The following is a 12,248-nucleotide window of genomic DNA, read 5'->3' as shown; positions in this document are numbered from 1 at the left end:
CAGCGCATTTGGAGCAGGCATGAAAGGCATTCTCGGGCTGCTGCGCAGCAAGACCCCGCAAAAAACCGGCGACGACCGGGCGGATTCGGTCTTCTTCTCCACCGCCTTCGCCGACCAGGGCGTCGACCCGTCGCGCCTGATCCCCTGGGAGGCCCGGGCGGTCGAGGTGGGCGCCAAGCGCCTGGCCTCGGCCCGCGGCGTGAAGCTGCTGCAGCAGCTGTGGGCCAAGGACCGGCACATGAACATGCTCGACACCGCCGCCGTCGGCCGGATGGAGCGCTTCTTCGAGTTCGCGAGCCTGCAGGCCAACCGCGACGTGATCCGCCAGGACGAGTACGGCAACTTCATGATCGTGCTGCTCTCGGGCACCATCGCGGTCGACCGGCTCCAGCCCTGGGGCGAGCGGCTGCGGCTGGCCGAGACCCGGCCCGGCGACATCCTGGGCGAGATGTCGCTGCTCGACAGCGGCATCCGCTTCTCGGCCTGCACCTCGCTCACCGACTGCGAGATCGCGGTGCTCAGCGCCGACGCGATGGACGAGATGATGACAGCGGAATCGGAAATGGCCGCCAGCCTGATCGCCCTTCTGGCGCGCAAGCTCTCGCTGCGGCTGCGCGTGGTGAGCGCGCGGCTCAGCGACAACAAGTAGCACGGCGCACAGCGCCCCTCCGAGGACGACCGAATGGAACGCGACCAGGCCAGTAAATTCATCAACGATCTGCTCAAGCTGATGAGCAGCCGGGGCGGCAGCGATCTCTTCATCACCAGCGACTTTCCGCCGGCGATGAAAATCGACGGCAAGGTGACCAAGGTGTCGCCCCAGCCGCTCGGCCCCACCCACACGCTGGCGCTGGCGCGCGCCATCATGAACGACAAGCAGGCCGCCGAGTTCGAGCGCACCAAGGAGTGCAACTTCGCGATCTCGCCGGCCGCCATCGGCCGCTTCCGGGTGAATGCCTTCGTTCAGCAGGGCAAGGTCGGCATGGTGCTGCGGACCATTCCCAACTCCCTGCCGACGGTCGACGGCCTGGGCGTGCCCCAGGTGCTCAAGGAGGTCGTGATGTCCAAGCGCGGCCTCTGCATTCTGGTGGGCGCCACCGGCTCGGGCAAGTCGACCACGCTCGCCGCGATGGTCGATTGGCGCAACGAGAATTCCTACGGCCACATCATCACCATCGAGGACCCGGTCGAGTTCGTGCATCCGCACAAGAACTGCGTGGTGACCCAGCGCGAGGTGGGCCTCGACACCGACAGCTGGGAGGCCGCGCTCAAGAACACGCTGCGCCAGGCACCCGACGTGATCCTGATGGGCGAGATCCGAGACCGCGAGACGATGGAACACGCCGTCGCCTTCGCCGAGACCGGCCACCTGTGCCTGGCCACGCTGCATGCCAACAGCGCCAACCAGGCGCTCGACCGCATCATCAACTTCTTCCCCGAAGAGCGCCGTGCCCAGCTGCTGATGGACCTGTCGCTGAACCTGCGCGCGATGATCTCGCAACGGCTGATCCCCAAGCAGGACCTGAAGGGCCGCGCCGCCGCGGTCGAGGTGATGCTCAACACGCCGCTGATCTCCGACCTGATCTTCAAGGGCGAGGTCTCCGAGATCAAGGAGATCATGAAGAAGAGCCGCAACCTGGGCATGCAGACCTTCGACCAGGCGCTGTTCGACCTCTTCGAAGGCAACACGATCACCTACGAGGACGCGCTGCGCAACGCCGACTCGCTCAACGACCTGCGGCTGCAGGTCAAGCTCAACAGCCAGCGCGCGAAGAACACCGACCTGGCCTCGGGCACCGAGCATTTCGCCATCGTCTGACAAGGGGCTTTCTACGCCTTGATGCGGTAGAGTACGCCTTCGAAGCGAACCGCTCCGTCGGCGGGCGCAGCGGACGCGGAGGAAGAAAAAGCGTCGATCAAACGAGAACCACCTACGAGACGAGGCCTCCTTCGCGTCCCCTGCGCCTGCAGCGGACGGATCGTTCCCCCAGGTGCCGTGGCCAGCCGCCTGCGGCTCCTTCGCCCCTCCCGACTCCTTCGCGGCGCTGGCTGCGGTCCGGCTTCGCCACCGCGGCCTGGCATGCGGATCGTCGTGCACGGAATTTTCGTACCATCGTTGCTTTTTACCGTCGGCCCCTCAGCCGTCTGCCCCCATGCCCGCTCTCGCCGTCAAGACCTACGCCGCCACCGCCTCGCAGACCGTCGCCTTCCTCGGATTGGGCGTGATGGGCGGCCCGATGGCCGGGCACCTGGCGCGCGCCGGCCACCAGGTCACCGTCTACAACCGCACCGCGGCCAAGGCCGATGCCTGGGCCGCCGAGTTCGGCGGCCGGCACGCCGCGACCCCGCGCGAGGCGGCGCGCGGCGCCACCCTTGTCTTCTGCTGCGTCGGCAACGACGACGACCTGCGCAGCGTGGTGCTAGGCGACGACGGCGCCTTCGCCGGGATGGACGCCGGCGCGATCTTCGTCGACCACACCACCGCCTCGGCCGACGTGGCCCGCGAACTGTCGGCCGAGGCACGGAGGCGCGGCCTGCGCTTCGTCGACGCCCCCGTCTCGGGCGGCCAGGCCGGCGCGCAGAACGGCGCGCTGACGGTGATGTGCGGCGGCGAACAGGCCGCCTTCGATGCCGCGGCGCCGGTGGCCGCCGCCTTCGCCCGCGCGATGACCCTGCTGGGCGAGAGCGGCGCCGGCCAGCTGGCCAAGATGGTCAACCAGATCTGCATCGCGGGCCTTGTGCAGGGCCTGTCCGAGGCGATCGCTTTCGGCATGAAGGCCGGCCTCGACATGCCGCAGGTGCTGGAGGTGATCGGCAAGGGCGCGGCCCAAAGCTGGCAGATGGACAACCGCGGCAAGACCATGGCCGAAGGCAAGTTCGACTTCGGCTTCGCGGTCGACTGGATGCGCAAGGACCTGGGCCTGGTGCTGGACGAAGCCAAGCGCAACGGCGCCCGCCTGCCGGTGACCGCGCTGGTGGACCAGTTCTATGCGGATGTGCAGCAGGCCGGCGGCAAACGCTGGGATACGTCGAGCCTGATTACCCGGCTGGGCTGAGCGCGGCAGAATCGACCAACAGCTGGCGGTCTTACTGGCCGCAGCGCTTCTTGCTCCCTCTCCCCGGGGGAGAGGATTGGGGTGAGGGAACCCGCCTGGAAGAGCCACCACTGCTTGCCAACGTCGCGCGGCCCTCATCCCAGCCTTCTCCCAGAGGGAGAAGGAGCAATACCGAGTCACGCGCCCAAAAAGGCGGGCGCTACAAAATAAATAGCTAAAGGCCGGCGTCCCGTGCGGACATACGGCATTTTTCATTCAAGTAACGCGCATGCGGGGCCGACCCGTTCTTTGCCGACGGACCCCGCACCGCGCGGTCCGTCTCCGGCACTTCAGCGGATTGGCGTCACCACCACCGCCGGCGGCGCATCGGTGATCGGGGCGGCATTGGCAGGGGCTGCTGCGGCAGGGGGCGGTGGAGGCGCCGGTGGCGCCGACGAGGTGACCGGTGCCGGCGGCTGCTGGCGGCCCATCTGGGCCAGCTCGTCCTCGCTGACCAGCTCGAACACCCGCACCACCTTCAGCACGCCGCTCACGCCGCGGGCGATCTCTGCGCTGCGCTTGGCTTCGCGGGCCGTCACCCGGCCGAGCAGGTAGACGACGCCGCGCTCGGTCACGACCTTGATCGCGCTGGCCGAGATGTCCTTCGCATCCACCAGGCTGGCCTTGACCTTGCCGGTGATGAAGGTGTCGTTGGAGCGCTGCGACAGCGTCGCCGGTGCCATCACGCCGATGTCGTTGACGACGGCGCGCACGTTCTCGACCCGCGCGGCCAGCTGTTCGGCCTTGCTGCGCTCGTCGGCGGTGGAGGCTTCGCCGGTCAGCAGCACCTGGCGGTTGTAGCTGGTGGCGTTGATCCGCACCCGGTCGCCGCTGAGCCCGGCCGAGATCGCGCGCTGGGTGCGGTTCTCGATCGCCTCGTCCTCGATCTGGGTGCCGGCGGTCCGGCGGTCGACGGCGGCGAAGCCCGCCACCGCGGCGCCCCCCACGGCCAGCGGGAAGCAGCCGGACAGCAGCCCGGCGAGGGTGGCCGCGGCCAGCGCCGCACAGCCGAGGCGCAGCGCGCGGGCGCTGCGGATGTTTGCTGGTGGGGTCATATCTGAATCTCCTGTTCGCCGAGAAGTTGCGCATCCACGCCGTCGCAGATGCAGTGGAGGGCCAGGGCATGGACCTCGAAGACGCGCGCCGCACGGTCGTGCTGCACGCAGATGTGGATGTCGGTCTCGCGCAGCATGCCGGCCATGCGGCCGCCGTGGCGGCCGGTGAGCGCCACCACGACCATCTCGCGCTCGTGCGCCGCGTCGATCGCGGCCACCATGCTGGCGCAGTTGCCGCCCGGGGAGATGGCCAGCAGCACGTCGCCGGCATGGCCCAGGGCCCGCACCGGTCGGGAGAAAACCGGCACCGCGTCGGGTTCGGCGCCGGGCGGGGCCAGCAGGGTGCCGTCGGTGGTCAGCGCGATCGCGCCCAGCGCGGGCCGGTCGCGCTCGAAGCCGCAGACGAAGGCCGCGGCGAACACCTGGGCCAGCGCGGCGGAGGCACCGGTGCCGCAGGCCAGCACCTTGCCGCCGCTGGTGACGCTGACCGCCATCGCCTGCACGGCCGCCGCGATCGGCGGGCTCAGCGTCTGGGCCGACTGGTACTTGAGGTCTGCGCTTTCGACGAAGGCGGTCTGGATACGTTGCTCGAGCATGGAGCGTGGATGATACCGGCGGGTTTTACGCGGCACCGCGCCAGATGTACCAAGCGGTTGCCTGCGCCGCCCCGCCGCTCAGCTCAGGCGCCGTCGGCGTCGAAGGCGGCCCGCAGCCAGGTGACGGCGCCGGCCTCGACCAGCACCGCGTCGAACCGGCAGGGCGGCGGCGCGCCGAGCCGCATCAGGTAGTGGCGCGCCGCGAAGACGATGCGCTGTCGCTTGGTGGCTCCGATGCTGGCGGCCGCGCCGCCGTGGCCCACGCCCTTGCGCTGGCGCACTTCGACGAAGACCAGCGTGCCGTCCCGGTCGCGCATCACCAGGTCGATCTCGCCTCCGCCGCGGCCGGGCGTTCGATAATTGCGGCTCAACAGGCGCAGGCCCGCCGCCTGCAGATGCGCCAGCGCCCGGTCTTCGGCCGCGTCGCCCGCGGCCTTGGTGGTGGTCGCGGTGGTGCCGCCGCCCCCGGTGCCCGCGGCCGCCGGCGCAGCGCCCGCACCGCACCGTTTTTCAAGGAATCCCATTGAGCGCCTCTTTCGTCCCTGCCCTGTCCGCCGCGCGCGAAGCCGCGGGCGCGCAGCATTATCCGCGGGGCACCCTCTACATCGTGGCGACGCCCATCGGCAACCTGGCCGACATCACCCTGCGGGCGCTGCATGTGCTGGAGATGGTGGACGCGGTGGCCTGCGAGGACACCCGCCACACCCAGCAGATGCTGCGCGCTTACGGCATCGAGCGGCGCGGCGCCCGGTTGCTGGCGGTGCACCAGCACAACGAGGCCGAGGCCGCGCAGGCGGTGCTGGTCCGCCTGCAGGCCGGCGAGCGCATCGCCTATGTCAGCGACGCCGGCACGCCCGCCGTGAGCGACCCCGGCGCCCGCCTGGTGGCGGCGGTGCGGGCCGCCGGCTCGGCGGTGGTGCCGCTGCCCGGCGCCAGCAGCGTGACGACCGCGCTCAGCGCCGCAGCGGTGGTGGCCCAGGGCCACGACGACGGCGGCTTTCTCTTCGCCGGCTTCCTGCCGACCAAGGCCGGCGAGCGCGCCACCGCGGTCGCCGCACTCGGCGCCCAGCAGCGCGCCGCGGTGCTGCTGGAGGCGCCGCACCGCATCGAGGAGATGGCGCGCGCCCTGGCGGTGCTGGGCGAGCGGCCGGTCACCTTCGCCCGCGAGCTGACCAAGCAGTTCGAGGAGATCGCCACCGTGCCCGCCGCCCAGGCCGCCGCCTGGCTGGCGGCCGGGCCGCAGCGCACCCGCGGCGAATTCGTGGTGGTGCTGCACCCCGCACCCTCGGTGGCGGCACAGGCCGGCGCCCTGTCGGTCGGCGATGCCCGCACGCTGCGGCTGCTGCTGGCCGAACTGCCGGTCAAGACCGCGGTGCGCATCGCCGCCGAGATCACCGGGGCGCCGCGCAACACGCTCTACGACGCGGCGCTGGCGCTGAAACGGCAAGCGGGAGGCGATGACGACGCGCAGGGCACGCCGGGCACCTCGGCTGCGTGACATCGCCGGCCGGCTTTCGGTGACCTGGCCGGGCGCCGTCCGCCGGCGGTGGCTCGTGCAACGCCCGTCACCGCCTTTACCCCAGCTTCGCACAGGCTAAAACTCCGGACAGAACTTGGACCCGACACTCCCCCCATGGCACCACGCTCCTCCCGTACCTCCAGAATCCTGCGCTATGCCGCGGCGGCCGTCGTCTTCGTGGCCGTCGCCGCGGCGATCCGCCACTTCTATTTCTCGGCCCCCAAGCCCGCCCGGTTCGTCACCGCCACCGCCACCACGATGGACCTGGAAGACGCGGTGCTGGCCACCGGCACGGTGCAGGCCTTCAAGCAGGTGAGCGTCGGCGCCCAGGTCTCGGGCCAGATCAAGATACTGCACGTGAAGCTGGGCGACACGGTCAAGAAGGGCCAGCCGGTGGCCGAGATCGACTCCACCACCCAGCAGAACAACCTGCGCAACGCCCAGGCGGGGCTCGAGAACGTGCGGGCGCAGCTCGCGGCCCAGCAGGTCGCGCTGATCCAGGCCGAGCTGAGCTACAAGCGCCAGAAGGAGCTGCTCGACGCCGATGCCGGCTCGCGCCAGGACTTCGAGGCGGCCGAAGCCACGCGCAATACCACCCGCGCCAACATCGGCGCGCTGCAGGCTCAGATCCGCCAGGCCTCCATCACCGCCGAGACGGCGCAGGTCAATCTGGGCTACACCAAGATCGCGTCGCCGATCGACGGCGTGGTGGTGGCCCTGGTCGCGCAGCAGGGCCAGACGGTCAACGCCAACCAGACCACGCCCACGATCATCAAGGTAGCGCAGCTCGACACCGTCACCGTCAAGTCGCAGATATCGGAGGCCGACGTGGTCAAGGTGCAGGCCGGCCAGCCGGTGTACTTCACCATCCTGGGCGAGCCCGACCGCCGCTACGACGCCAAGCTGCGCACGGTGGAGCCGGCGCCCGACTCGATCCTGACCGACACCACCTCTTCCTCGTCGAGCGGCAGCACCAGCACCTCGACCACCGCCATCTACTACAACGGCCTGTTCGACGTGCCCAATCCCGACGGCAAGCTGCGCATCTCGATGACCGCGCAGGTCTCGATCGTGCGGGCAGAGGCCAAGGGCGCGGTGGCGATCCCGTCGTCCGCGCTCGGCCGGCGCGAGCGCGACGGCAGCTACACCGTGCGGGTGCTCGACGCCGACGGCAATGCCCAGCCGCGCAAGATCAAGGTCGGCATGAACAACAACGTCAACGCCCAGGTGACCGAGGGCCTGGTGGTCGGCGACAAGGTGGTGCTGGGCGAGGCCGGCGCGCCGGGCACCGGCGCCGGCATGCCGGGCGGCCGCCGCCCGCCGATGCGGCTATGACGGGCCCGGCGCGATGAACCAGGCCCTCCCCCCGACAGCGGCTCCGCCCGCCTTCGACCGCAGCGCGGGCGCGCGCCGCACCGACGCCCCGCTGCTCGATCTGCAGAAGCTGCGCCGCGAATTCCCCGCCGGCGAGACCACCGTCGCGGTGCTCAAGGACATCGACCTGGCGATCCACGCCGGCGAGATGGTCGCGATCGTCGGCCAGTCGGGCTCGGGCAAATCGACGCTGATGAACATCCTGGGCTGCCTCGACCGGCCGAGCGGCGGCAGCTACCGGGTGCTGGGCCGCGAGACCGGCCGGCTGGCGCCCGACGAGCTGGCGGCCCTGCGCCGCGAACACTTCGGCTTCATCTTCCAGCGCTACCACCTGCTGTCGGACCTGACCGCGCGCGGCAACGTCGAGGTGCCGGCGGTGTACGCCGGCACGCCGTCGGACGCGCGCCACGACCGGGCCGCCGCCCTGCTCGGCCGGCTGGGCCTGGCCGAGCGGGTCGGCTACCGGCCGGGGCAGCTCTCGGGCGGGCAGCAGCAGCGGGTCTCGATCGCGCGGGCGCTGATGAACGGCGGCAGCGTGATCCTGGCCGACGAGCCCACCGGCGCGCTCGACACCGGCAGCGGCGAAGAGGTGATGAAGATCCTGCAGGAGCTGCATGCCGAGGGCCACACGATCATCATCGTGACCCACGACATGGCGGTGGCCGAGCATGCCGAGCGGATCATCGAGATCCGCGACGGCGAGATCATCGGCGACCGGCCCACCGGCCGGATGCAGGGCGTGGTGGACCGGCCCACGGCGCCGCAGCTGCCGCCACGCCCCGCCGCGGCCGGCGGCCTGGCCGCGCTGCGCGACCGTTTCACCGAAGCCTTCGGCATGGCGCTGCTGGCGATGAACGCCCACCGGCTGCGCACCTTCCTGACGATGCTCGGCATCATCATCGGCATCGCCTCGGTGGTGGCGGTTGTGGCGATCGGCGAGGGCTCGCGGCTGCAGGTGCTCAAGAACATCAGCTCGATCGGCACCAACACGATCGAGGTGTTCTCGGGCACCGGCTTCGGCGACCCCCGCTCGGCGCGGGTGCGCAGCCTGGTGCCGGCCGACGCCGACGCGCTGGCGCGGCAGAGTTATGTGGACAGCGTCACGCCCACGCTCAGCAGTTCGGTCACCGGCCGCTACCGCAACATCGAGGCATCGGTCACCGTGCTCGGCGCGGGCGAGCAGTACTTCCGGGTGAAGGGCGTCACCATCGCCCAGGGCAACCCCTTCGGTGCCGACAACGTGCAGCGGCGCGAGCAGGTGGCGGTGATCGACGACAACACCCGCAAAACCCTGTTCCCCAACACGCCCGACCCGGTGGGCGAGGTGATCCTCCTCGGCAGCGTGCCGGTGCGGGTGATCGGCGTGGCGGCCAAGAGCGAGTCGGCCTTCGGCAACACCGAGGCGCTGAACGTCTTCGTGCCCTACACCACCGCGATGAGCCGCATCGTCAACCAGAACTACCTGCGCAGCATCACCGTGCGGGTGCGCGACGACGCGCCCACCACCGCGGCCGAGGCCGGCATCAACGCGCTGCTGCTGCAGCGCCACGGCCGCAAGGACTTCTACGTGCTCAACACCGACAGCATCCGCCAGACGATCGAGGCCACCACCAAGACGCTGACGCTGCTGATCGCCTCGATCGCGGTGATCTCGCTGATCGTGGGCGGCATCGGGGTGATGAACATCATGCTGGTCTCGGTGACCGAGCGCACCCGCGAGATCGGGGTGCGCATGGCCGTCGGCGCGCGGCAGGGCGACATCCAGCAGCAGTTCCTGATCGAGGCGGTGCTGGTCTGTCTGATGGGCGGCGTGCTGGGCATCGCCCTGGCGCTGGCCATCGGCCCGGTGGTCGCCGGCGTGGGCGGCGATTTCCAGCTGGTGTATTCGACCGGCTCGATGGTGGCGGCCTTCGTCTGCTCGACGCTGATCGGCGTGGTGTTCGGCTTTTTGCCGGCGCGCAATGCGGCGCGCCTGGACCCGGTCGATGCACTCGCCCGGGATTGAGCACGCCTCCAGGCTCGCCCACTGCGTGGGGCCGCCCTCCCCCTCGCCGGGGGCGATACCTGCGGCCCGGCGAAGCCGGTTCCGCGGTATCCCTGGGAGATGCGGTGGGCCCGGGCGGCCGCGAGGATGGACCGGCGTTCTGCGCCAGACGAACGGAATGACATGAGCACAGGCCGACAGACTTTCTCCCTGGTATCCACCGCGCTGGCCGCCGCGCTGCTGGCCGGCTGCGGCACGCCGGGCGCCGACCGCTATGCCGCTCCCGAACTGCGCCTGGCGCCGCAGTGGCGCGAGACCGGTACCGGTGTGGTGCAGGCGCCCGCCGCCGCTGGGTCGCGGGCCCCGGCCTCCGCCGACGACCCGCCGGACGTGCGCGCCCTGCCGGCGGCCGCCGTCGCGGTGGACTGGTGGACGGCTTTCGGCGATCCGGGGCTCGACGCGCTGGTGGCGCAGGCCCAGCGCTACAACAACGACCTGGCCGCCACCGCGATCCGGGTGCGCCGGGCACAGCTCAATGCGGGGCTGGCGGCGGTGCCGTTGGTGCCGCAGCTCAGCGGCAACGTCGGCGCCAGCGCCTCGCGCGGGCTGGGCAACGGCAACCGCGGCAACGGCTCGGTGCGCTCGGCGTCGTCGAGCCTGGGCGCGAGCTACGAGGTCGATCTGTGGAGCCGCCTGGGCAGCGCCCGCGACGCCGCCCGCTGGGAAACCCTGGCGACGGTGCAGGACCGCGAATCCGCCGCCCAGGCGCTGGCCGGCACCACCGCCACGCTCTACTGGCAGGTGGCCCATGCCAACCAGCGGCTGGCGCTGGCCGCGCAGAGCATCGCCTATGCCGAGCGCACCGTGGCCCTGGTGCAGGCGCAGTACGCCGCCGGCGCGATCTCGGGCCTGGAGCTGGCCGAGGCGCGGCAGACGCTGGCTTCGCAGCGCGCCAGCCAGACCCAGTTGCGCCAACAGCGGGTGCAGGCGCTCAATTCGCTCGGCCTGTTGTTCGACGGCCGGCTGACCGTCGGTGGCGCACCGGTCGGCGAGGTGCCGCCGGTACCCGGCCTGCCGGCGCTGGCGGCGCCCGCCGGAGCCGAGGCGGTGCTGGACTGGCGCGAGCCCACGGTGCTGCCCGCAGGCCCGCTGCCGGCGGTCGAAGCCGGCCTGCCCGCCGACCTGATCGCCCGCCGGCCCGACGTGCGCGCGGCCGAGCTGCGGCTGCGCAGCAGCCTGAAGAACGTCGACGCCACCCGCGCCGCCTTCTACCCCGCGCTGACCCTGACCGGCGCGCTGGGCACGTTGAGCAACGCGCTGCTCAACCTGCTGCGGAACCCGGTCGCCAGCCTGGGCGCCGGCATCAGCCTGCCCTTCCTGCAGGCGACGCAGCGCAGCCTGTCGATCCAGGTGTCGCAGACGCAGTACGAGGAGGCGGTGACGCTGTTCCGCCAGAGCGTCTACCAGGCGCTGGCCGATGTGGACAACGCGCTGTCGGCCCGCCAGCAGTTCGAGGCGCAGGCCGCGCTGCTGGCCGAATCCCTGGCCGAGGCGCAGCGGGCCGAGCGGCTCTACGAGATCCGCTACCGCGCCGGCTCGGTCGCCCTCAAGCCCTGGCTCGATGCGCAGGAAAAGCGCCGCAACGCCGAGATCGCGGTGGCCGACAACCGGCTCAACCGCCTGGGCAACCATGCGTCGCTGTACCAATCCCTGGGTGGCCCGACGGCCGGCGCTGCGCTACAACTTCAATAGCAACATGCCGGCAAGGGATGCCGGCTGCAGGCACGAAAGCCTCATAATCGCGCGTTTGCGCATCCGGCGGCCGCAGGCGCCGCCGCAGCGCTGCGAAGGATTGGCATGAGAAAGACATTTGCGCTGGAGACCCCGGGCAAGCACCCCGACCGGGTGCTGGAAGCGACCAAGCACGAGATCCGCAAGTACGTGCAGCGCGAGCGCCGCAAGCCGCTGCCGGCAGGCGCCGACTTCTGGGATTTCGATTGCCGCGTCGGTGCCACCGCCGACGACGCCGAGGGGGTGCACCTGGCCGCCCTCACCGAGCGCATCGACGCGCTGGTGCAGCAGGGCCGCAAGGATGTCTACGTCGAGGTGCTGGCCCGCCCGGCCAACCGCACCCCCCGCGCTCCGGCCGGGGGCGACGTGCTGGCCGCGGAACTCGACGGCGGCGATCCGACGTCCCGCGCATGATGCTCGCCGCCATCACCGTCGCCCACACCTACAAGGGCAGGAAGACCGCCGAGCCGCAGACCTTCGCGATGCACCCGTTCGCCGAGAAGCAGGGCGAGCACGCCGGCTGCTACGAAATCGTGCACAGCCGCCGCGGTGCCGAGGCGCCCGAGCATTCCGGCTACGTGACCGACGACCAGCTGGCCGAGCTGTTCGCCCGCGGCCTGATCGAGACGCTGGGCCTGCGGCTGCGGCTGCAGCCCGCCGAGGGCCTGTATCCCGACTCGCTGCCCGCCAAGAAGGTGCCGCGCAGCAGCATCGCCGAGGGCTCCGACTTCGCCCGCCGGGTCGAAGCCTTCGAAGGCCGCGGCCCGGTCACCGCCGGCCTGCGCACCGTGCTGGCCGGCATGGGCCTGAACGTTTCCTAGCCGCCCTACCGCA

Annotated in this window: 12 protein-coding genes; 9 read left to right on the top strand and 3 right to left on the bottom strand. The window is 71.1% G+C overall.

The annotated features are described in order from the left end of the window. Positions 1 to 19 precede the first annotated feature (19 nt). The 3 genes from DFQ15_RS12540 (at position 20) to DFQ15_RS12530 (ending at position 3,056) form a co-directional block, all read left to right on the top strand. Entirely contained in the window at positions 20 to 649 is a 630-nt protein-coding gene (locus DFQ15_RS12540; RefSeq protein ID WP_055841170.1) for a cyclic nucleotide-binding domain-containing protein, read from the top strand. Positions 650 to 682: 33 nt separating this feature from the next. Continuing rightward, positions 683 to 1,819 carry a PilT/PilU family type 4a pilus ATPase gene (locus tag DFQ15_RS12535; protein ID WP_110466302.1) on the top strand — a complete coding sequence of 379 codons (1,137 nt, stop codon included), beginning with the start codon at positions 683 to 685 and terminating at the stop codon, positions 1,817 to 1,819. Between the two features lie 334 nt (positions 1,820 to 2,153). Continuing rightward, positions 2,154 to 3,056, top strand: a complete 903-nt coding sequence (locus DFQ15_RS12530) for an NAD(P)-dependent oxidoreductase (protein WP_110466301.1) — start codon at positions 2,154 to 2,156, stop codon at positions 3,054 to 3,056. Between the two features lie 329 nt (positions 3,057 to 3,385). Here the strand turns inward: DFQ15_RS12530 and DFQ15_RS12525 are convergent, their stop codons facing one another. The 3 genes from DFQ15_RS12525 to DFQ15_RS12515 all read right to left on the bottom strand — a co-directional run bounded on the left by DFQ15_RS12525 (position 3,386) and on the right by DFQ15_RS12515 (position 5,270). Beyond that, positions 3,386 to 4,150 (bottom strand): BON domain-containing protein, encoded by a 765-nt coding sequence (locus DFQ15_RS12525; RefSeq protein ID WP_082448605.1) that lies wholly within the window; start codon positions 4,148 to 4,150, stop codon positions 3,386 to 3,388. Continuing rightward, complete coding sequence (locus tag DFQ15_RS12520) at positions 4,147 to 4,746, bottom strand: SIS domain-containing protein (RefSeq protein ID WP_110466300.1); 600 nt, start codon at positions 4,744 to 4,746, stop codon at positions 4,147 to 4,149. Before DFQ15_RS12520 ends, DFQ15_RS12525 begins: the two co-directional genes overlap by 4 nt. Before the next feature lie 83 nt (positions 4,747 to 4,829). Further along, positions 4,830 to 5,270: a YraN family protein gene (locus DFQ15_RS12515; protein WP_110466299.1), complete on the bottom strand. Its 441-nt coding sequence runs from the start codon at positions 5,268 to 5,270 to the stop codon at positions 4,830 to 4,832. On the opposite strand from DFQ15_RS12515, the gene rsmI reads away from it, so the two are divergent. The 6 genes from rsmI to DFQ15_RS12485 all read left to right on the top strand — a co-directional run bounded on the left by rsmI (position 5,270) and on the right by DFQ15_RS12485 (position 12,235). Continuing rightward, on the top strand, positions 5,270 to 6,244 hold the full coding sequence (rsmI, locus tag DFQ15_RS12510; RefSeq protein ID WP_110466298.1) for a 16S rRNA (cytidine(1402)-2'-O)-methyltransferase: 975 nt from the start codon (positions 5,270 to 5,272) through the stop codon (positions 6,242 to 6,244). The genes DFQ15_RS12515 and rsmI overlap by 1 nt on opposite strands. Before the next feature lie 135 nt (positions 6,245 to 6,379). Then, complete coding sequence (locus tag DFQ15_RS12505) at positions 6,380 to 7,600, top strand: efflux RND transporter periplasmic adaptor subunit (protein WP_110466297.1); 1,221 nt, start codon at positions 6,380 to 6,382, stop codon at positions 7,598 to 7,600. A 13-nt stretch (positions 7,601 to 7,613) separates the two neighbouring features. Further along, the gene (locus tag DFQ15_RS12500) at positions 7,614 to 9,644 is read left to right on the top strand and encodes a MacB family efflux pump subunit (protein ID WP_110466296.1); all 2,031 of its coding nucleotides are present in this window, start codon (positions 7,614 to 7,616) and stop codon (positions 9,642 to 9,644) included. Between the two features lie 162 nt (positions 9,645 to 9,806). Beyond that, positions 9,807 to 11,375 carry a TolC family protein gene (locus DFQ15_RS12495; RefSeq protein WP_110466295.1) on the top strand — a complete coding sequence of 523 codons (1,569 nt, stop codon included), beginning with the start codon at positions 9,807 to 9,809 and terminating at the stop codon, positions 11,373 to 11,375. A 105-nt stretch (positions 11,376 to 11,480) separates the two neighbouring features. Continuing rightward, a complete protein-coding gene (locus DFQ15_RS12490) occupies positions 11,481 to 11,828 on the top strand; it encodes a DUF6172 family protein (RefSeq protein WP_110466294.1) in 348 nt (115 codons plus the stop codon). Next, positions 11,825 to 12,235, top strand: a complete 411-nt coding sequence (locus tag DFQ15_RS12485) for a hypothetical protein (RefSeq protein WP_110466293.1) — start codon at positions 11,825 to 11,827, stop codon at positions 12,233 to 12,235. The genes DFQ15_RS12490 and DFQ15_RS12485 overlap by 4 nt, the downstream gene beginning before the upstream one ends. The last annotated feature ends 13 nt before the right edge of the window (positions 12,236 to 12,248 follow it).

It is taken from the genome of Xylophilus ampelinus (assembly GCF_003217575.1).
Lineage (GTDB): Bacteria > Pseudomonadota > Gammaproteobacteria > Burkholderiales > Burkholderiaceae_C > Xylophilus > Xylophilus ampelinus.
This window is presented reverse-complemented; position numbering and strand designations above follow the sequence as displayed.